This is a genomic window from Stomatohabitans albus, from assembly GCF_036336025.1.
Lineage (GTDB): Bacteria > Actinomycetota > Nitriliruptoria > Euzebyales > Euzebyaceae > Stomatohabitans > Stomatohabitans albus.
Map to the genome: position 1 here is coordinate 732,972 of NZ_JAYKKE010000001.1, position 20,365 is coordinate 753,336.

Consider the following 20,365-nt stretch of genomic DNA (forward strand, 5'->3'; position numbering starts at 1 on the left):
ATGATCCGTCACATCCTCCTTGTGTTCGCTTGTTGTGTGTCCGTGCTGTTCACGCCACACATCGTGAGTGCCCAAAGTCAGGTACCCCAGACAGCAGCAAGTGCAAAGCCCCAGTCAAGTGAACGTCCTTCAGCCTCTCCTTCTCCGGATTCATCAGCACCCAACAGCCCGGTCATGGGTGGTAGCACAGGTATCTTCTTAAAACCAGATCCCAAACCCAGCGCCAAGAATGTTGCCGACCTGAAACCAGAACCGCGCCCATCTTCGCTGGCAAGTTCATTTTTGGGTGCTGATGATTGGTCACAATACACCTTGTCAGGGCCGCGCCCGGCATTCATTGACGGTGATCAACGCATGAGTTTGCCAGTGGCTGAACCAACGATTGAACTCGCACGGCTCTTCAATGGCCTCGCTCGAACCATTGTGGCCTTCACCCTTTGGCTCACCGATCAAGTCGTCACCTTTGGCCTTGCCCACCACATCATTCCAATCGCTATTGCGCTGGGGAGCGGCTTACAAACCGATGTCATTGGCCCCATCCGATTAGGCGATATTGCACTGATTGTGGCAATTGGTGTGATTGCCTATCGCATACTGACGGGCCAACAGGCTCACGGGATGCGGGATATGTTGATTGGGATTGGCGTTATTGGATTAGCTGCCATTGGAATGGCTGCACCGTCTGGGCCGATCTGTGCCAGTCTGTCTGTCGTAGGTGGGCTTAGTCGCTATTTTCTCGCGATAGCCAGTGGAGAGGGCAACACCGCACTGGTAGATATCTGCACAGCCCCCTCCGTGATGACCGCCTCAGTGGTTGCCCCCATCAAAGCGGGACTGTTCACCGCATTTGTTCAGGAACCATTTATGGCCTTGCAGTGGGGCCAACTGAGTGAGCAGTGTCGAACACTGGCCCAAGATATTGTCAATGCTGGATACTTCGGAGATAGTCCAGAACCACGGCACGTCATGACTTCCCACGGGTGTACCCAAGCAGCGGCATTCAATGGATCTGCAGGTATAGACCGTGCCGTTTTCGCGGCCCTCCATCTCATAGTTGTTGCCGGTTGGAGTCTGGGCATGATAGTGCTCTTAGCCCCCTTAGTGAGTGCGCAAGGTGTAGGTGCAGTACTTATTCTGAGTGCACCGATTGTCTGGACAATAGGTGTGGTGCCATCATTTGGTCACCGGCTCCTGGGGACGTGGGTATACACCGGGTTTAAAGCGGCAAGTGCAATGGTTTTGAGTGGAGCGTTGCTCGCTCTCGTATTGAAATTCAGCACCATTATTACCCCCACTGACCAGCGGCTTGTTGCTATTGCACTACCCACGATGGTGGTGATTGGCTTAGCCGGTTTGAAATGGAAACAACGGAAGGGAGTATGATGCACTGGCTAACTCGTGTCACGCTCATGTGGTTGGTAGCAACTGTGGCCATGGGAGCGGTGTATTGGGCCTATCACGACCATCAACAACGCACCGTCATTGCCACCCTTGCCCGATCAGCTCCCATCCCGAATGCAGCCGGTGAAGACGGTCCGCTAGCCCTATTCGATGGTCAAGCCATTCCAGGTGTTCCAGTCAATGGGTATCTCTGTCCCATTGCAGGAAGGCATCACTTCATTGACTCGTGGGGGTTCCCTCGGTCGGGTGGGCGCACCCATAAAGGCCAAGACATGTTTGGCGCGATTGGTACTCCATTGGTGGCCATGGTTGATGGCACAATCTCAAATATGAAGGTCAATCGAGGGCTAGGCGGTACGACCTTGTGGCTGACGAGTGCCCGCGATGGATCAGCATGGTACTACGCCCATCTCAACGGTTTTGCCCCTGGTGTGCACAATGGCCTGTTTGTAAAACAGGGTCAGGTCATCGCCTTCTTAGGCAAAACGGGAAATGCCCGATATACCCCTCCACACCTGCATATCCAATATCGACCAGGCGGGCGAGGTGGCAGAGATGTAAATAACTATTCCATTCTTCGTGCCGCTTGCCCACGGTATAAGTAAGCACAAGCGCTACCAAGATTTCACATCAACATACGCAGGATTAACATGTTCGGGGTTTGGTTGGGCCGATCCCGCCAGTTCAGTTGCGCTTGCCCCATACGCAATAGCAGTTGCTAAACACGCATCAAGATCAGCACCCGATTCATGCGCCATTACATAGCCAGCAACAGTAGCGTCACCAGCACCGATGGGGCTCTTTACATCGACTTTTGGCGGGCTTGCCCAGAGGGCGGTATCGGCATTCACCAATACTGCGCCAGCAGCTCCGAGGGTTACGAGCACGGTATCAACACCCTGGTTCGTGAGGTCAGTGGCCGCATTTACAATCGCTTCCATATTCCCCTGCATGGCATCGGCCTCCAACTGTGCAGCATCCATACCACTGAGTTGGGCGAGCTCATCACTGTTGGGTTTAATTAAATCGGGGGCAGACGCTGGAAAACGCTCAGCCAATGCGCCTAATGGTTCGTGCGATGTATCAACGGCAACCTTGCACCCTAAGGTCCGCAAGACCGGAATGACATCGCTGTACCAATGAGCTGGCATACCCGTTGGTAGTGAACCTGATAGCACGATCCAACTTGCACCCAAAGCAGCTTCAACGACGAGGTCGGTAAAGGCTTGAACTTGCGCACTTGTATATGGTCCACCAAGTTCATTAAGTTTCGTTATCACTCCATCGTGTCCACAAATGGTGAGATTCATTCTCGTAGGCGCATCAACATGAACTGATGTGTATGTCAACCCCAGCTCATCTAAAAGAGATAGGAACAAGTCACCAGGTGGAGCCGGAACAATAGCACGCACATTGCGTCCAGCCTGATGAATAGCACGTGCAACGTTTACCCCCTTACCTCCGGCTTCCACGCTCACTGCGGTGATGGGTTGAATCTTCCCAGGGCTTAGGGGTTGGTCAAGCACGATCGTGCGATCAACACTCGGATTGGCCGTAACCGTAATAATCATATTCTGGCCTCCTTTGAACAGGCGCCAACACGGGATAATGCAACCCTAACGCAATTTGGTGTCCAACCGGTATGAATCAGTGATACTCATCGATGTGGGTAAGGCCGAGTACCCACAAGAAAACCCGGCTTAATAGCCGGGTCGTGGGTCTAAGACCATTCACATTGGCTTTAGAAACCGGTAATGAACGTGGTCAGTAGGTGAGGCGGTTAGGCGTTGGCGGGGATTTCGGTACCTGCCCCACGCTTACGACTGGCGGGTTTGGGTGCATGCCCATCATGACCACCACAGCAACCGTCAACCTCAGCCACAACTGGCTCTGGTTCAAAGACTACTTCGAGTTCGGTTTCAAACTGAGCATCACCGCAAGACCCGGCAGAGGCACAATCGCCACAACCCCCACCACTGCCACACCCAGACGGGGCCACCGTGTGATTGCTTACCTGCTTGGGTAAGGCATCCACATCAATGGGCACGGGGTTTCCTTCGGCATCTTCGAGCACGAAGCCTGCGTCATGAATCATGCGCAGGTCGTCAGCACCGGCAGCACCCTCACTGGTCAGATAGTCACCAAGAAAAATGGAGTTGCACACCTCTAAGGCCATGGGCTGCATGGAGCGTAGGTATTCCTCACGGCCAGCGGCAGCGCGCACTTCGGTAGATGGGTTCAAGAATCGAACCATCGAATAGATACGTAAACAACGCTGTGGGGTGAGATGGTTTTCCATATCAGCCAACACAGTGCCATCAAAGGCCAATAAGAAGTTGATAGGGATACTGTCGGCACCGATACGGTTCAACGCCATGGCGAGGTCAACGAGTTCTTCATCGGACTCACCCATACCCGCAATCATTCCTGAGCATGAATACATACCCGCACCAGCTGCCTTTGTCACTGTGTCCTGACGATCCTGGTAGGTATGGGTTGTGCAGATTTCTTCGTAACGTTCTGGGCTGGTATTCAGGTTGTGGTTGTAGGTATCAGAGCCATACGCAGCAAGTTTGTCCGCCTGACCATCTTTCAAAAGACCCAAGCAGGTGCACACGCGTACGCTTGGGTCAAGATCCTTAATGCCCTCAATCATCTTGCCTACACGGTCAATATCACGGTCAGTTGGTCCACGACCGCTCGCAACCAGACACACACGCTGCGCACCACCGGCCACACCGGCTTTGGCTTGTTTAACAACCTCATCCGGTTTGAGCCAGGAGTACTTCAGCACATCAGCCGTACTATTCACACTCTGGGAACAATAGGAGCAGTCCTCAGGACATTTACCACTTTTCAGGTTAATCAAAAAGTTTGCTTTAACCCGATTATCAAAGAAATGCCGACGGATCCGGCCTGCAGCCATCACGATCGGCATTGTCATCGCATCACTTGCACGAAGAACCGCAAGTGCTTCATCACGGGTAACAGGCTCGCCATTGATTGCGCGAGTGGCCATGTCATCTAGTTGGGCGTAGGTGAGGTCTGCCATAACTCCCTTTCAAATAGTGATGCGAAAACTCTAGACGGATCGTTCACGTGTTAAACCTGTCTGAGGTCCTGAAACGTGAGGGCCAGTAAAGACCGTTCTTGTCCCTAAGGTTCGCACGATCTGTGCAGGCCAAAGGCAGTTTTATACCTATTGGGCCTGCACATACAAATCGTGAAGGGTGTTCTGAGAAAGAATCCTTATGCGGACACCCCACCAAGTTCAGGGTTTGCTGAAAGTAGTTGTGGGGTTGGTGCTCGCCTCCATACGACGATGAGGGCGATAGCGGAAATGACGTAGAAGGCCAATGCGATAGCGAGGGAAACGGGTTCTAGTGCGGCTTCTGGGACTACAGCATCAAGGGGCCAATCAGTATTAAAGAGGAAATGAATCCCGATGGTAAAGAACAGCCACCCAAGTCCACTACGCTTCTTTTCAAAGAGGAACTGACCCATCCCCCAACCAGCAAGGCCAGTCCAAATCATGTGGGCCAAGGGGCCAACGACCAGCCGGAGGAGCCAGGAACTCAACATAGGTTGAAGGTCACTATTGGAGTCGATGAGTGCCATATTGAGGCCATAGGAGACATTTTCGGCAAGGTCAAACCCAAATCCCACCGCCATACCAATGAGCATTGCGTGAACGGGATGTGATACCCATGCTCGTGCAAGGTAGAGCACGGCGAGTGCACAAAAGAGTTTAAAGATTTCTTCGGGTACGGCGCCACCAAGGCTCGATATCCACATCGTTGAACCAGTTAGGGTGCTGAGATTACCAACGCCAAGACCGAGGGTGATGGCAAGTCCAATCGCGTTAATAGAACCCCAAATAAATGCAGTAACGAGCACTTTCGAAGGGAGTGCGGTTCCAAATTTGGTGAATCGCAATACGAGTAAGCCGGCTACAGCCATCACAGCATAGAACACGAATGAGAGGGAAATGATCTCTGGTGAGAGACTCATCACTAGCGGCCCATATAAAAAGGCTGTCACAATTAGCCCAATAGGGGTGACAATGAGGTTAAACCACCACCAGGCATTCTTTGGTTGAATCCAAAATGATGTCATGCGTGATCCACCTCTTTAGCTGTTAAACGGGCCGATTGAATGAGCGAATGAACAACGCTGTCAATAATCTGTTGGTGGTGCGAAACCTCTTGTATCAAGGCTGAATCAGAAGGGGATACGCCGACAACGAAACCGTCTTTAGCACCGTCACCCTGAACGGCAAATGCGGCGCCATAAGGAATGATAGTTCCTTGACCAGTAGCAAGAGCCGCCTTACCACCTTCGATAGTGGTGTCCGATACCTCAAACCGATCACTATCTCGATCGAATATGGCTCGGCGAACGCCTCGGCGTGCAGCAACGTCTAACTGCTCAATGCTGTCACTGGGCATAATCGTTAGGCTCACTTCATCATCTGCTTCACCACACGACAAGGATGTCATGGTCGGGTCTTCCAGCGTTTCGCTGCAATCAACCGGAAGGGTTAGCACAAGATCATGGCTTGGTCCCTCAACCGTGATGGAATCGTTCTGTGCATGTTCAATCGTTATGGGGCCAACTTCCAGTCCCCACAAACTCAATGCCAACACCGGTGCGGCCATCGTGAGTAACGCTACACCAAGAGCCCGCCACGAACGACCCCCTTCAGCCAACACTGGAGTGATGGTCTCACCAGGTTGTACCTGGTCATTGGGTTGAGTGGCGCTCAGTTGGTGCTGCCATTGGGGGTCGTTTCCTTGGCTGCCAGGAGGGTCTGACTCGGTTGGTGGTGAAGGAGGGATAGTCATAGTGAACTTTCGGTCATTCGTTTTGACATAGTGTGGCGTGAGAACCACAGGGTGACTGTATAAAAAATTATTGAGGAAACTTTAGGTCGATACCGGCTTTGGAATAGGTAGCGATATTGGCTCACAATGGGGCTATGAGCAGTCATATCCAGATCCCCATTGAATTACCGGGTGGCCTTTCAATTCATCGCAGTATCGAAGGAGTGCTTGACACAAATGTTTGGCTAATCAGACAACCTTCTGGGGTTGCGGTGTTGATTGATCCGGCTGACAACGCACCAGGTATTCAGTCGCTCATCGGTGATGATGATGTCGCATTGGTTGTAGTGACTCATCAACATGCCGACCATATTGAAGCGCTACGGGAGATTGCAAAGACTACAGAGGCCGATGTGGTGGCGGGAACTCCCGACTGTACGGCCATTGAGTTCCATACCAGTGTGCGTCCTGATCCCGTTTGGCATGGTGACCGTATAGAGGTTGATGACATTGTGCTGGATGTGATTGGACTCGTTGGGCATACGCCAGGAGGGATAGCCCTTGCCCTCATCACAGATGGGGCGCCAGTCCATATTTTTCCTGGAGATAGTTTGTTCCCTGGTGGTCCAGGCAAGACGCTTAACCCTGAGGATTTCCAGAGCTTGATGACCGACCTAGAGGAAAAGATTTTTGATCAATACGGTGACGACACGGTGATTCTTCCTGGCCATGGTGAAGGCACAACACTGGGGAAGGAACGTAGCCACATTGATGAGTGGTGGGCGCGTGGCTGGTAATCCTCCACACGGGGGCGTCTAGGTAAGGCGCGTCAAGTGGAGACGTGCCTACCTCTACGGGGATAGATGCGTGGTATCGATGCCGCCACGCTGGGGATAGGCTAAGGGTCTAGTCATACACGATGGCGGTGACGCTGCCATTTCTAATATCAATCCGTACAAATTCACCGGCTGGATCATCAGTGATGGAGCTATCGACCGGAATCGAACGAATAGTACTGCTCCTATTGGTGATGGTGCCGTCTTCATATAGGCACACAAGGTCAAAATCCAACGCGCCTTGCCCTGGGTTCCAGACATAGCCGTACCAGGAACCATCACGGAGTCGGGGTGTCCCTGGCGTACATCCGTTGCCAAGGGGCTTACCTCGATCCCCGACATCGGAGCTAGCTGAAGGTTGGGCAGATGGGTCAATGCTCACCGACGAACTCGGTGTAGGAATAGCGCTTGGTGTGGGGGTCGGGGTTGGTGTGGGGGTGGGGGTTGCTGTAGGAGATGCTGTACGCGCCGCCTCCGCTGACGCACGTGCCCTGGCCTGCCGAAGTTCTTCTTCGCGTTGGGCGGCTTCGGCTCGTGCGCGCTGGGCTTCTTCTTGGGCTTTCTGGGCTTCTGAACGCGCAGCATTTCGCTCTGACTGTGCAGCCTCTAGCGCCTGTTGCTGAGTAGTTTTCGTAGCTTTATTCGTTTGAAAGAAGATATACCCACCGCCAATCAGAATGATCGCAATGAGCACACCGCTCAAGACAATCAGCCACCCATTAGCCGTAGTCGTGTATGTCGGTGATGATGGGATGTAGTCATTGCTATGAAATCCACCGTCATCTTCAGTATGTGACCCCATAAACCCGTCACCAAATGCCTGGTAACGATCATCGGGGTTGGCATGAATATCTCCGGCTGCGGCTTGTGGGTAAGGATCACCAGGTTGGAAATCTGTTTGATACGGCGGAGGCGTGGGATCAACAACCGTTGGCTCATCGGCTGGATTCGGGTGTGGTGTTGGCGGCGTGGTGTCTTGAAATGTCGGAAACGCCTCATTTGATTGGTCATGCTCTCCTTCTCGACGCTCACGTGATGCCGACTGCGCAGTCGGTTCGTCGGGGAAAGAAGAGGATTCATGCATTACGACACCTGTCAACGGGCAACATACCTAGGCTAGAATTACACGCATTACGGTACCTTGGCGACGGGGTTTAGTTACGATGTGTACGCTGCGTATGCAACGCAATACCTTGCGGCCAACCTGCGGGTGATGGTTATCACGGTGTTCGGTTGTTAGGGGCCTTCAAGCCACAAGTTCGTAATGACACCATCAGAGACGACAATGCCTACAAAGGAGCCCTCGGGGTACTGAAAGCCATTGGCGTTCAGTACACGTAGTTTGCTGTTGTCATTGCGGATACGACCATCGGCGTACAAACACACAAGGTCAAACCTCATCGTGTCGTTGCCTTCGTCAGACGCAAATCCAAACCAGGTGCCATTGGGCAGATGATCCGTTTGGGGTGTACAACCACTCCCTAACAGCCCGGATGAACGCTGGGGTGGCCGTGCCTGTGGTGGTTTCCAATGTGAACCATTGGGTTGGGCTGGGGCCGCAGGTTCAACTGGTGTTGGTGTCACCGGCGGTATCGGTTGTGTGGCTGGCTGGGATGCCTGGGCCAACTGCTGTTCAAGAGCTTCTTCGCGTTGTTTCGCAGCTTCGGCAGCTGCTTGTTTTTCCGACTCTAACGCTATGTTTTCAGACTCAATACGAGCTTTTTCTCGTTCAGCTTCTTCTAACTTCGCTTGTTGTTCTGCTTTCACTGCTTGGTCGTTGAGGTAAAACCAATAACCACCACCGGCTATGACGATAAGCAACAAGCTACTGACAAGCCCTATCAGGATTTTTGATACCCCTTCACGAGCCGTCTCCGAACGTGGTTCTGGGTTCCCTATACGGGGTTCATGACCGACACCCATTTGGGTATAACCACCTGGTGTGAAAGGCGGGGTTGTTTCTTCTTGTTGAGGTTGTGGAGATGGCTCCCATGCCCAAGCGGTTGGATCATCAGTGGCCAGATGTTCTTCATCATAGGAAGGTAGTTCTGTTAGTGGCTCCTGTTGGTCACTCCGACGCTGGTGATCATCCGTACGTGGAGGTTGCGGTGTCGTTTCTGCTTGATGGCCAAAGGGGTCGAAGGCTGTGGGGTCATATCCAGGTGGTAGTGACGGTCCATTGGTACGGTGCGGTGGCTGGGGCGTGCTCATGCTTCTATTCCTCGTGTGATGCGGATACATCGTCTAGATGGGTGGCATCAGGCTTAACACTGGAAACCGAGTCTGATCGCCCAATATCGGTGTTTGGGTGAGCCGGGACAGTGGGTTCGTATCGACGAGGAATTGAACCATAACCGATACCAGACAGTGGTGGGGGAACCGGAATACTTTGGTTCGGACCTGGAATAAACAACCAAGGATCATGCATGAGCATTCGTTCATTGCGATGTGAGTAGGGACCCTCATACCGAGTACCTGAACCAAAGGCGATGATGTAGGTCATGATAAGCGTAACCAGGCTGAGGATAGGAAGGACACCGGAATTAAAAAATATGCCGATAAGGTCAGGTACTTCTTGCCTTAGCCCGCCAGTCACCATCTTGAATGGCAAGGTGACAATACTTGATCCTCCTGAGGCTCCCACTGCGCTGCCGGCCAATATGGCGTAGATCAGTGAAAACCGTTTTCCTTGGCTATAGACGAGCGCTAAATCATAGGCCATCCACATGACGAGAAGGGAAGGTAATAGCCAGGTTGCGCCGCCAATGACTGGAATAAAGTTGAGTATGGATAATCCGATCGACAGCCCGAGTACTAGCCACGGATTTCGACCCGTAATTTTTGCTTGGACATAGGTATTAACAAACGGAATCCAACCTTGCCATGCCGGATATCCAGCCCGTTGGAACAGCTTTCCCTTGGGGATACAACTGATGACATAGACGATGACGGCAATAACCGCAAAAACAACAAGTAGCCCGGCCAGTATGGAAACGATCTGATTAAAGAGGCTGTCTACGGTGTTTTGAAGTTCTGACCCCGAGTCCATTCTAGGTTCTCCTCATCCTTCTAACGAATAGCCGTAGGCATCATATGCAATCCCTGAGAAAAGAAGAAACAGCCTGTTCACATTGTGATAGGAGTGCCCGGGTGTTCATCGATAGGGGGCATAGGAACGTTCAGCCATCGCCCAGCTCACGATAGGCTCCAGGTATGGAAATGCTTGTAACCGTTGAATGGTTGACCGAACACCTTGACGAGGTGACGTGTATTGATGTTCGTTGCGGTGTATCCATGCCAGAAACCCGTACCCATGGCATACCCGGTGCGCGAACCTTAAATATCGACGAAGAAGGGTCGGACCAGTCAAGTGGCCTACCCCACACGATGCTGTCACCGCAAGCCTTTAAAACAGTCCTTCATCAAATGGGCATCCATGAAGGTGACACGATTGTGTGCTACGACGGCTACGGCATGTTTTGCGCCCCGAGAGCGTGGTGGATGTTGCGCTCGGCAGGTATTGCAGCAAAGGTTCTGAATGGGGGTCTACCTGCTTGGGAATCAGCTGGTCATCCTACGGCACCCCATCAGCCTAATCCCGGTGGCGGTACGATTAGCGTTCCAGACGCACTGGTTGGGTTCACCGATATGGCTGGTGTGCAAGCAGCCTTAGCTAATCCAGATACAACGGTTGTTGACGCACGGGCTACCGGTCGGTTTGAAGGTACGACCCCTGAGCCACGTGAGGGACTTACTTGTGGCCACATGCCAGGGGCAATCAATCTCCCATTCACCGATTTACTTGAAGATGGGTATCTGCGACCCGATGCCAGCGAGTATTTCATTACCATTTGTGGTGAACCTCACCCCCTGGTTACGTCATGTGGGTCAGGGGTTACCGCATCACTCTTAGCTATGGTTGCAGTCGGGGCGGGATATAACGATGTCCATGTCTATGACGGTTCATGGGCAGAATATGGACAAACCGGACTGAATCTGGAAATAGTCCAGGGAACTTGAAAAAAGGTAAGCGCATAGAGGCAACAATATGCAAAAAAGAGCTGCTACCCGCTTACCTTAATGGCGGAATGGGGCCTCTCGACCTAATAGCGTCTAATCCGCTTTGCTGGCTCGATTGCCGGAGGATTCCACACAACAATTTCTGTTGATGTGTGGCGGCTAGCTTCACGATGTGCCCTTGCTGCTTCACGGCGGGCATCGTCAACCGCAGCTCGGGCTACCTTGAGTTCGTTTTCAAGGTCTTCAATGCGATCTTGGAGTTCAAGAATGCGCATAACGCCGGCCAAGTTAATGCCTTCGTCTTGAGTGAGGGTTTGAATAAGGCGAACACGATCAACGTCTGCTTGAGAATAGCGGCGCGTACCACCAGCGGAACGGGTTGGGTTGATAAGCCCCTTGCGTTCGTAGGTGCGCAAGGTTTGCGGGTGCACGCCGGTCAGTTCAGCCGCAACACTGATAATGAATAAGCCGATCATTTGCCGTCACCTCCTTGCGTAGTTCGATTTCGTTCTACCGCACGGCGCAGCGATGCGCGTGGGTCAGACTTGTCGGTTTGAGCAAAGTCCTCAATCAGTTTCTTTTGTGTTTTGCTGAGGTTCTGGGGAACGGTCAACTGCACGGTAACGAGCATGTCTCCACGTTCATCTCCAGACCCGTTGTAAACCCCTCGATTACGAATCCGAAGGACCTTTCCAGACGCGGTACCTGGGCTGATTTTGACCGTGACATCCCCATCTGGGGTTGGCACGGCGACGTTTCCACCAAGATTTGCTTCAGCAAAACTGATGGGCAAGGTCATCGTCAGGTTATTTCCGTCACGGCTCCACACCGGGTGTTCACTCACATGGACATTGACAAATAGATCTCCTGCCGGTCCACCATTGCGGCCAGGTTCACCTTTACCCTTCAAGCGTACGACTTGACCATCTTTCACCCCACGTGGTAATCGTGCTTTGAGGGTACGAGGTCGGTTTTCAACCCCTGACCCAGCACAACGGGTGCATGGTTCCTTGATGATCGTGCCACGCCCCATGCAGGTACGGCAGGTCGATGAAAAGCCAAACATGCCTTGGTTGTCAGTAATCACACTGGCACCATTGCATTCGGGGCATGTTTCTGGACTTGTTCCGGGTTGGGCTCCTGAGCCTTTGCAGGCCGAACAGGTTGCCGACCCACTCAACCGTAAGGTTACGGTTACACCGGCGAGGGCATCCTCAAAGTTCAGATTGACATTGGTTTCAACATCGCCACCTTTTCGCGGGGCATTTGTAGCCGTACTGGTTCGAGTGCTTGCTCGTCCAGTACTCGTTCCACCGATGTGGGCATCCCCCATGATGGAAGAAAGTAAGTCATCGATGTCAAAGTTCACAGCCTGTCCACGACGGCTAAAACCAGTGCCCATCCCGCCGGTACGCCGTGCACCAGCACTGAACGGACTTGACGCCATGCGCCGGATTTGATCGTATTCAGCTCGTGAGTCTTTGTTACTCAATACGTCATACGCAGCCGAAATGGTTTTGAATCGCTCATCGGCATCTGACTCGGTGCTGGTATCGGGATGATACTTACGGGCCAGTTTCCGGTAGGCCTTGCGGATGTCTTCCTCAGTGGCACTTGCACTGACACCGAGATCTTTATAAAAGTCCTTCTCTACCCAATCTGCTTGGGCCATAGCGATCCTCCTTTCGGGTATCTGGGGTGGTGATCCATGTGATGTGTAATGAAGGGTTAACGATCACTCAGTAATAACATCAAGTGCGAATGATGAATAGCAGCCAGGATGCACCGACACCCTGGCTGACGTGTTCTTAGTTAATGACACGTACGGTTGCAGCGCGAAGCAGCTGGCCTTTGTACATCCAACCAGTACGGAGTACATCAATGACCTCAGGAACCTCACGGTCTTGGTCATCCTCTTCAGCATGAACCGCTTCGTGGATATTGGGGTCAAAGGTTGAACCTACACCAGGCACGGCTTCCAATCCGCTTTGCTTGAGTGCATTCAATAACTGGTTATGAACAAGCTGAACGCCTTTGGCCATTTGCTCATCATTACTCTGTTCAGCCGCAGCCAAAGCCATTTCAAAGCTATCGAGCACATCTACGAGATTGGCCGCCAATGCTGCCGCACCACGATCACGGGCTTCAGCGACCTCACGCACTCGCCGCTTATTCAAATTGTCATAATCGGCTCGTGCACGAATCAGCTGGTCACGCAATTCAGCCACTTCTGCTTCAAGGGCATCCACAGGTTCTGAGTGCGCCTCTTCAGCGGCCTCCTCTGCGGTTACCTCTGACTCATCAGATACAACGGATTCAACCTCTGGATTGGGAACAGCTACCGGCTCATCACCACGTTCAGTGTCGTCGTAATCAGTCGGTTGGGCATCGACAGGGGGATCGGCTTGAGCCGACGCCCCCACCTCAGCCTCATCGGGGGTGGGGGTGTCGTTTAAGCTCACTTCTCTTCGTCCTCTTCGTCAATGACTTCAGCATCAACGATATTTTCATCGTCAACGGTGTCAGTGCTTGGTCCTGGTGCTGGCTCTTCGTTCTGAGCGGCACCTGCGGCGTACAACGCCTGGCCAACATCCTGGCTGGCCTTGGTCAGCGGAGCCATTGCATCTTTGATGGCATCGACATCATCACCATCTAAGGCATCACGCATCTGCTTTTGGGCGTCTTCCAAGGCCGTCTTTAACTCATCGCTCACCTTATCGCCATTTTCCTTCAACAGCGTTTCGGTCTGGAAGAGCAAACTATCAGCCTGGTTGCGAACCTCAGCGGCTTCCTTCGCACGACGGTCTTCATCGGCAAAGCGCTCTGCATCAGCGATCATCTTGTCGATCTCTTCACGCGGGAGGGCGCTATTGCCCGTGATCGTGACCTTCTGTTCCTTGCCAGTGGCCTTATCCTTGGCGCTCACGTTCACAATACCGTTCGCGTCGATATCGAAGGTGACCTCAATCTGTGGGGTATTCCGTGGCATAGGTGGAATACCGTCAAGCACAAACTTCCCAAGGGAGTTGTTATAGGCAGCCATTTCGCGTTCACCCTGCAATACGTTGATCTCGACTTGGCTCTGGTTGTCCGCACTCGTCGTAAAGATCTCAGAGTGGCGGGTAGGAATCGTTGTATTGCGTTCAATCATCTTGGTCATGATGCCGCCCTTGGTTTCAACACCCAAGGAAAGCGGGGTCACGTCAAGCAGCAGCACGTCCTTTACCTCACCGCGTAACACACCGGCTTGCAGCGCTGCACCGACGGCCACAACCTCATCCGGGTTGACGCCCTTATTCGGCTCCTTACCGCCAGTCAATTCACGGACCAAATCGGCAACGGCCGGCATACGCGTAGACCCACCGACAAGAATGACGGAATCAATATCACTTGAGCTGATACCAGCGTCCTTGATGGCCTGTTCAAAGGGGGCACGGGTGCGCTTTAACAGGTCAGCCGTCATGTTCTGGAATGCCGAACGGGTCAGGGTCATTTCCAAGTGCAGCGGACCGTTTTCGTTTGCCGTAATGAAGGGCAAGTTAATGGTGGTTTGCTGGGCGCTGGATAGTTCCTTCTTGGCGGCTTCAGCAGCTTCCTTTAAGCGCTGGCGAGCCATCTTGTCACCGCTCAGGTCAACACCATTCGTGTTCTTGAACTCCTTGACCATCCAATCAATGATGGCTTGGTCCCAGTCATCACCACCAAGGCGAGTATCACCAGAGGTTGACTTCACCTCAAACACACCGTCAGCGATTTCAAGAACAGAAACGTCAAACGTACCGCCACCCAAGTCGTATACGAGAACGGTTTGTTCATCCTTCTCGTTATCCAGCCCGTAGGCCAACGCGGCTGCTGTGGGTTCGTTCACAATACGAAGTACGTTCAAACCTGCGATTTCGCCGGCTTCTTTGGTGGCCTGACGTTCAGCGTCACCGAAGTACGCCGGAACGGTAATGACTGCATCAGTTACATTTTCACCAAGGTAGTCTTCGGCGTCACGCTTCAACTTGGCCAAAATAAGTGCACTGATCTGCTGGGGGGTATAGGTCTTACCGTCAATATCGGTCGTCCAATCGGTCCCCATATGGCGCTTTACCGACGCAATCGTGCGATCAGGATTAGTTACTGCCTGACGTTTGGCGACTTCACCGATCAGTGGTTCACCTGTTTTTGAGAACCCAACAACAGATGGGGTGGTGCGGGCGCCTTCGGCGTTTTGGATAACCGTGGGCTCGCCACCTTCAAGAATGGAGACAACGGAGTTCGTGGTCCCTAAGTCAATACCTACAGCCTTAGCCATGATGAAAACCTTTCTGCAATGGGGAAGATGAAAATCTGATTGCTAGGCGCTCAATGTTACGTCACATTTCAAACTTGTCACCATATTTGATAGTAAGACGCTCATATTTATTTACTCTTGATGATGAGGTTGTTGGGGCGTGCTGAAAACCGTTGACCTATCAGCAGATTCGCCTACACTCTCACGATGGAGCCTGATCGAAATGAGGATGAAATCGTCGACAAATCGACGATGGATCCATCTCATCCAACCCCACCTCAGGGTTTCCCCCGGGTCGTTGCCGCCTATGACCAGGCTGAAGAAGATGATGAGCTTGTGCAGGCAATGGACGAAGACCCGGACACGGCTGAACAAGACATTGATGATGCCGCTTCAGCAGATGATGCCGGTCCAGTATTTGACAGTACCTACCAGCCCAAGCGCACCCCGACGAAACAAACGCGAGAGGTTCCCTTTTGGGCCTGGCTTGCCATTCCGGTCGCACTCGTCGTCGGCATCATTGCAGTACTCGTCTTTCGTCCCGTTGAGACGTTGTTACCACCTGGAGATGACCAAACCGTTGCCGAACCCTCAACCCGGGCTGATGGAACCAGTTCATCAGAGCGTGACAGTGGGGACGCACCGTTACCACTTACGACACCTGCCCCGCCAGGTAGATTCCAGGCGGTTGGATTGGCCGTCTTTTCTGGCCCGGATGATATTCAAATCAACCCTGGTTCAGTGGTGACCCCCGATACCCGACTCACCTTCCGATTGTCCTATAACGGTGCCCAACTCAAGGATGAGGTAACCGTGAAATGGGAAGTTAATGACCGCTCCTGGGGGTCAGAGACGGTGCATCTCAACCCCTGGACAACGAGCCAGTCCTTTACCCGCGAGCGCCCAGAATCCGGTTGGCCAGAGGGACGATACCGCTTGACGGTGCTGCATGATGACACCGAGGTCAGCAGTATTTTCTTTGAAGTGAATCCAACCGGACAACCCGCTGATCCAAGCACGGTTACCTTCCCTGCTGAAGGTGAGGCTGAAGGCGGTGCGGGCAGCAGCGTTGAAGGCAGCACCTCAAGTTCAGAGTTTAGTTTTCCAGGGAATAGCGATTCCCCCGCACCATCACAATAGGAAGAAGTAATGACCTTATTTGCTGTAACTGCCGTTGGAGCAGACCGCCCAGGCATTGTCGCGGCAGTCGCAAATGCCCTTGAGTCTGTTAACGGGAATATCGAAGATGCAGCCATGCAAGCGCTTGGCGGCCAGTTTGCGATCAGCCTGTTAGTGAATGTGGACGCAGATGCACAAACCTTGCGGGACACACTGGAGCGTGCCGCTAGTGGATTGGTACTCACCGTTTCAGAAGCACAGACTCAAGAACGTGCCGCTTCTCCAACCCATCTTTTCACGATTTATGGGGCAGACCGGCCAGGTCTCGTTGGCACCGCTGCGGCAGTACTATTCGCGCGTGGTGCCAATGTGACGAACCTACAATCGCGCATTTTGCCCGCCGATAAACCCATATATGTGATGGCCTTTGAGGTAAGCCTGCCAGAGGGCACCGACGGGGAAGCTATCTGCGACATTATTCGAGATGCAATGCCAGGGGTTCAAGCAAGTGTTAACACACTGGAAAGGACACAGCTCTAATGGCTGTCGTTCCTGTTGTTCAAGTTGGGCATCCCGTCTTACATCGTCCCACAGAGCCGTGCGGTGCGCCGATTCCTGAGCTCGCTCAAGACTTGATAGACACGATGCGCGTATCCCCAGGTTGTATTGGTCTTGCGGCAAATCAGATTGGGGTCAATAAACGCGCTTTTGTCGTTGACGTCAGCCAGCACTTCAAGGCAAAGAAAGCAAACCACGGGCTAATCGTTCTTTTTGACCCCGAAATCGTTGATGTGGACGGTGACAAAGTCGAACGTGAAGGCTGTATGAGCGTGCCTGATTTTACGGCCAACGTAAAGCGTTGGCGACGTATTGTGTTGCGTGGGATAGGGATCGATGGTGATGAAGTGTTGTTGAAGGCGAAAGGCTTTGAAAGCCGCGCCCTGCAACACGAAATGGATCATCTGAACGGGAAGATTATTTTGGACCGCGTAGCCTCTCTCCGGTCAGATATTTTCCATCGGGTTACCTATCAATAACACCATGCCCCGACGCCAACGAACACTACGTACTCTCGTTTGGATACCCATTCTCATCGTGTTTGTTGTGGGTACGTTGCGAGTTGCCAGTCCACCGCCTGCCACCCTCTTACAGGGGCCAAATCGTGGAACACTGACCGTGGAGCCAGAGGCTCGGGGTAACTATGTGGTTGGTGAATACACCGTCTCATTAACCGAAACCAATATGACCATCATCCATCCCGACGCCCTTGCGGATGTGTGGAGTAGCCCGGTTGAAGAAGGTTTTTTGAGTGCAGCAACTGGTATTTCTCAAATCACCACAACCGGCAATCTCGCTAGAGTCATTGAATCGTGGGAAGGGGAGCTGAGCGAACAAACCATTACCCGCACACGCTTCGATAGTCAAGGTGGTCTATGGACCTACGGTGAATTACGGCAACCGAAGGACCAGGGCAATGAGTCAATTGGGTGGCAGGCGCGGTGGCGAGAGAATCCAAGCTCGGGTGCTCTAGAAGTGCACGCAGAACTACTCTCATCTCGGCTCAATCGGATCGCCTTTTCAACGAAGATGGATACAGATGAGCATTTTTTTGGCGGTGGCCTTGCTTATACTCAACCCGATCAAAAGGCAATTCTGGTATTGCCTAGATTCCAAGGTGTTGGCCGAGGAGATCAACCACTCACACTTATTGAAGATATTTTGAATGGTGAAGGGGGCAGCGTTGATACCTCTCAAGCACCCCTAGCACGAGTAACGACAGATGCCCCACGTACCCAGTGGGTAACAGGTGACACTCCTGTTGTGGTGGACGGCCGTAATACCGGTCGACTATCAATGACCGCATGGTCAAATGAAATAACGTTAACGATGGCGAACCGTCGCACCCCAGCCCAACAAATTGGGCAACTCACCACGCTATTTGGCACGATGCGTAAATCACCAAGCTGGGCAAGTGATGGCCTCATTATCACCGATCCTGGAACAAGTAATGATGCGGTCCTTGCCCATGTAGATCAGTGGGTTAGCCACGGGAATAAACCCGGTGCAGTATTAGTTCGTGAACTACCGGGTGATGATCACGGCGAAGCTCTTCAAACGGCGTTGCATGAACGTGGCATTCGCCTCATCGCAACGGTAACGGTGGGGGCCAATCTTGATGGGTTCCACGTGGACGGTTTTATGGTTGAAGGCGCCGAATTGCTCCAACTGAAATCGGACTATCGAGACGTGCTCCAACGCTGGACGAGTGCGTTGAACACCGCAACCGAACAGATAGATAAACCGGTGATCATGACCCAAGCGATCGTTGATGATTACATTCCGATTCCGATGTTCATCAATGTGGGCAATTTGAATGCAAACTTCAGCATCAATGATGGACTACCAACAGCGGTAAGTGCCATGGTAAACGGTGGTATTTCAGGATTAGCATTTACAAATGTGACCATTGGTGGCGATACCACCGTCAATCGCCCCTTCCTATTAGGTGGTATATTCCGCTCCCAAGAACACATTGCACGGTCGGCACAATTAGCCGTTTTCTCAGGGCAATACCGGACCGGGCTAGATACACCCACCTCAGGTATCCAACTGAGTGATGATGCGGTTTCACAGGCACAAATCAATCGTTGGTTAAGTTTGCGCCGTGCCCTCACTCCGATACGTAATCACCTGAATGATGAGGCCCTCAAAGAGGGGATTCCACCCGTCCGCGAGACGATACTGGTACAACCAGACGATCGGAGTTTTAACCCAGAAGCCCCATCATTCTTCTACGGCAACGACATCTATGTGGTTCCCGTTGTTACGGCTGGCCAGCGAGAAACCACCGTTGACCTGCCCCAAGGAAACTGGAGAAATGTGTGGACAGGTAAAACCCACTTGGTACGCCGAGGGGAACGCGGGCACCTCACCTTGCGGACACCAATTGATCAGTTCCCCCTCTTTACCCGCGTAGGCACCTCATCAGATACGGTTGTCCAACGTTGGATTCAGCGGCACGGCCAACATATTGAAGCAGCCTCATAACGAAAGCATTGGCCACAAAGACCTACGCCTCATCCTTTAATAACGCGGTGGCTTCCTCAACGAGGTAGTCATACCCCGCCAGCATCCAGCTTGTGCCTCCAGCTTCGACCATACGGGTAATTCCGCCGTTGGCCATCAATAAGGCAGCACCGGGCAGACGATCCCATTCGGGGGGTGTGCGACTTAACCACAAGTGGTGCCGTCCCCCGGCAATGGTGGCCATATCTACGCTTGACGACCCTGGTGATCGCCATAATGCGGCAGCAGAACAAACACGAGTCCAGGCCGCTAATGTCTCAGGATTGGCCATGCCATCCACGTGGAGATAGGTCAAGACGCACGCCTTGGAGAGATTTGGGGCGTCAGCTGCGAGATGGGTGGGGTTCCCATTCATCGTTGTCGGGAGTTGACCAGGAGCCCCAACCCATAATCGTTTGGTCATTGGCTCATAGACGGCACCAAGGGTGACGGCGTCATTATGGGCCTGGGGTGGCGCCTGCTGTGGAACAGGGCCACGTAATGCCAGCGCAGAGCACCAGTAGTCAGCACCAGTCACAAAGTTGTATGTGCCGTCCACTGGATCAATAACCCATGTTCGGTCACTAGTACCCGTGTAGTTTGCGCCCTCTTCCCCCACGATGGAATCGTCAGGGCGTAAGGTTCTGATCGTCTCAACAACAAGCCGTTCTGCCGCTCGATCTGCTTCGGTGACGAGATCCGCTACGTTGGATTTCGAGCTCACATCTCGGAGCCCTTCTGCACGCATACTGGCGGCAAGTTCGCCAGCTTCTCGCACAAGACGTGCTGCGAGGTCAGCATCTTCATACAGGGTGGACATC

20 protein-coding genes are annotated in these 20,365 nt (G+C 52.8%); 8 read left to right on the plus strand and 12 right to left on the minus strand.

What is annotated here, in order from left to right; all coding sequences use genetic code 11:
- Both VCU37_RS03195 and VCU37_RS03200 read left to right on the plus strand, forming a co-directional pair.
- Entirely contained in the window at positions 1–1,383 is a 1,383-nt protein-coding gene (locus VCU37_RS03195; protein WP_336249184.1) for a hypothetical protein, read from the plus strand.
- Positions 1,380–2,006, plus strand: coding sequence for a M23 family metallopeptidase (locus tag VCU37_RS03200; RefSeq protein WP_336249185.1), 627 nt, complete (start codon positions 1,380–1,382; stop codon positions 2,004–2,006). The genes VCU37_RS03195 and VCU37_RS03200 overlap by 4 nt, the downstream gene beginning before the upstream one ends.
- A gap of 9 nt (positions 2,007–2,015) precedes the next feature.
- Here VCU37_RS03200 and VCU37_RS03205 read toward each other — a convergent pair whose 3' ends face one another.
- The 4 genes from VCU37_RS03205 to VCU37_RS03220 form a co-directional block, all read right to left on the minus strand.
- Positions 2,016–2,972, minus strand: a complete 957-nt coding sequence (locus VCU37_RS03205) for a 1-phosphofructokinase family hexose kinase (protein WP_336249186.1) — start codon at positions 2,970–2,972, stop codon at positions 2,016–2,018.
- Positions 2,973–3,181: 209 nt separating this feature from the next.
- The gene (gene bioB / locus VCU37_RS03210) at positions 3,182–4,453 is read right to left on the minus strand and encodes a biotin synthase BioB (protein WP_418896438.1); all 1,272 of its coding nucleotides are present in this window, start codon (positions 4,451–4,453) and stop codon (positions 3,182–3,184) included.
- 197 nt (positions 4,454–4,650) lie between these two features.
- Positions 4,651–5,517 carry a PrsW family intramembrane metalloprotease gene (locus VCU37_RS03215; RefSeq protein ID WP_336249187.1) on the minus strand — a complete coding sequence of 289 codons (867 nt, stop codon included), beginning with the start codon at positions 5,515–5,517 and terminating at the stop codon, positions 4,651–4,653.
- Positions 5,514–6,293: a hypothetical protein gene (locus tag VCU37_RS03220; protein WP_336249188.1), complete on the minus strand. Its 780-nt coding sequence runs from the start codon at positions 6,291–6,293 to the stop codon at positions 5,514–5,516. Before VCU37_RS03220 ends, VCU37_RS03215 begins: the two co-directional genes overlap by 4 nt.
- An 86-nt stretch (positions 6,294–6,379) precedes the next feature.
- Here VCU37_RS03220 and VCU37_RS03225 point away from each other — a divergent pair, with 86 nt between their 5' ends.
- A complete protein-coding gene (locus VCU37_RS03225; protein WP_336249189.1) occupies positions 6,380–7,021 on the plus strand; it encodes an MBL fold metallo-hydrolase in 642 nt (213 codons plus the stop codon).
- Positions 7,022–7,130: 109 nt separating this feature from the next.
- Here the strand turns inward: VCU37_RS03225 and VCU37_RS03230 are convergent, their stop codons facing one another.
- The 3 genes from VCU37_RS03230 to VCU37_RS03240 all read right to left on the minus strand — a co-directional run bounded on the left by VCU37_RS03230 (position 7,131) and on the right by VCU37_RS03240 (position 10,109).
- Positions 7,131–8,144, minus strand: coding sequence for a hypothetical protein (locus tag VCU37_RS03230; RefSeq protein WP_336249190.1), 1,014 nt, complete (start codon positions 8,142–8,144; stop codon positions 7,131–7,133).
- Positions 8,145–8,296: 152 nt separating this feature from the next.
- Positions 8,297–9,271 carry a hypothetical protein gene (locus tag VCU37_RS03235; protein WP_336249191.1) on the minus strand — a complete coding sequence of 325 codons (975 nt, stop codon included), beginning with the start codon at positions 9,269–9,271 and terminating at the stop codon, positions 8,297–8,299.
- Between the two features lie 4 nt (positions 9,272–9,275).
- The gene (locus VCU37_RS03240) at positions 9,276–10,109 is read right to left on the minus strand and encodes a DUF5684 domain-containing protein (protein ID WP_336249192.1); all 834 of its coding nucleotides are present in this window, start codon (positions 10,107–10,109) and stop codon (positions 9,276–9,278) included.
- A 164-nt stretch (positions 10,110–10,273) separates the two neighbouring features.
- On the opposite strand from VCU37_RS03240, the gene VCU37_RS03245 reads away from it, so the two are divergent.
- Positions 10,274–11,080 (plus strand): sulfurtransferase, encoded by an 807-nt coding sequence (locus tag VCU37_RS03245; RefSeq protein ID WP_336249193.1) that lies wholly within the window; start codon positions 10,274–10,276, stop codon positions 11,078–11,080.
- An 83-nt stretch (positions 11,081–11,163) separates the two neighbouring features.
- Here the strand turns inward: VCU37_RS03245 and VCU37_RS03250 are convergent, their stop codons facing one another.
- The 4 genes from VCU37_RS03250 to dnaK all read right to left on the minus strand — a co-directional run bounded on the left by VCU37_RS03250 (position 11,164) and on the right by dnaK (position 15,380).
- Positions 11,164–11,556, minus strand: coding sequence for a heat shock protein transcriptional repressor HspR (locus VCU37_RS03250; protein ID WP_336249194.1), 393 nt, complete (start codon positions 11,554–11,556; stop codon positions 11,164–11,166).
- Entirely contained in the window at positions 11,553–12,752 is a 1,200-nt protein-coding gene (gene dnaJ / locus VCU37_RS03255; RefSeq protein WP_336249195.1) for a molecular chaperone DnaJ, read from the minus strand. The genes VCU37_RS03250 and dnaJ overlap by 4 nt, the downstream gene beginning before the upstream one ends.
- Positions 12,753–12,888: 136 nt before the next feature.
- Positions 12,889–13,542, minus strand: coding sequence for a nucleotide exchange factor GrpE (locus tag VCU37_RS03260; RefSeq protein ID WP_336249196.1), 654 nt, complete (start codon positions 13,540–13,542; stop codon positions 12,889–12,891).
- On the minus strand, positions 13,539–15,380 hold the full coding sequence (gene dnaK, locus VCU37_RS03265; protein WP_336249197.1) for a molecular chaperone DnaK: 1,842 nt from the start codon (positions 15,378–15,380) through the stop codon (positions 13,539–13,541). The genes VCU37_RS03260 and dnaK overlap by 4 nt, the downstream gene beginning before the upstream one ends.
- 186 nt (positions 15,381–15,566) lie before the next feature.
- Between dnaK and VCU37_RS03270 the strand changes: the two genes are divergently transcribed.
- From VCU37_RS03270 to VCU37_RS03285, 4 genes are read left to right on the plus strand one after another with little or no spacing between them, the layout of a single operon-like run.
- Positions 15,567–16,499: a hypothetical protein gene (locus VCU37_RS03270; protein ID WP_336249198.1), complete on the plus strand. Its 933-nt coding sequence runs from the start codon at positions 15,567–15,569 to the stop codon at positions 16,497–16,499.
- Positions 16,500–16,508: 9 nt separating this feature from the next.
- Positions 16,509–17,018 carry a glycine cleavage system transcriptional repressor gene (locus VCU37_RS03275; RefSeq protein WP_336249199.1) on the plus strand — a complete coding sequence of 170 codons (510 nt, stop codon included), beginning with the start codon at positions 16,509–16,511 and terminating at the stop codon, positions 17,016–17,018.
- Positions 17,018–17,515 carry a peptide deformylase gene (gene def, locus VCU37_RS03280; RefSeq protein WP_336249200.1) on the plus strand — a complete coding sequence of 166 codons (498 nt, stop codon included), beginning with the start codon at positions 17,018–17,020 and terminating at the stop codon, positions 17,513–17,515. Before VCU37_RS03275 ends, def begins: the two co-directional genes overlap by 1 nt.
- A gap of 4 nt (positions 17,516–17,519) precedes the next feature.
- Positions 17,520–19,526 carry a hypothetical protein gene (locus VCU37_RS03285; protein WP_336249201.1) on the plus strand — a complete coding sequence of 669 codons (2,007 nt, stop codon included), beginning with the start codon at positions 17,520–17,522 and terminating at the stop codon, positions 19,524–19,526.
- 22 nt (positions 19,527–19,548) lie between these two features.
- Here the strand turns inward: VCU37_RS03285 and VCU37_RS03290 are convergent, their stop codons facing one another.
- Positions 19,549–20,364 carry an inositol monophosphatase family protein gene (locus VCU37_RS03290; protein ID WP_336249202.1) on the minus strand — a complete coding sequence of 272 codons (816 nt, stop codon included), beginning with the start codon at positions 20,362–20,364 and terminating at the stop codon, positions 19,549–19,551.
- Position 20,365: the final 1 nt, after the last annotated feature.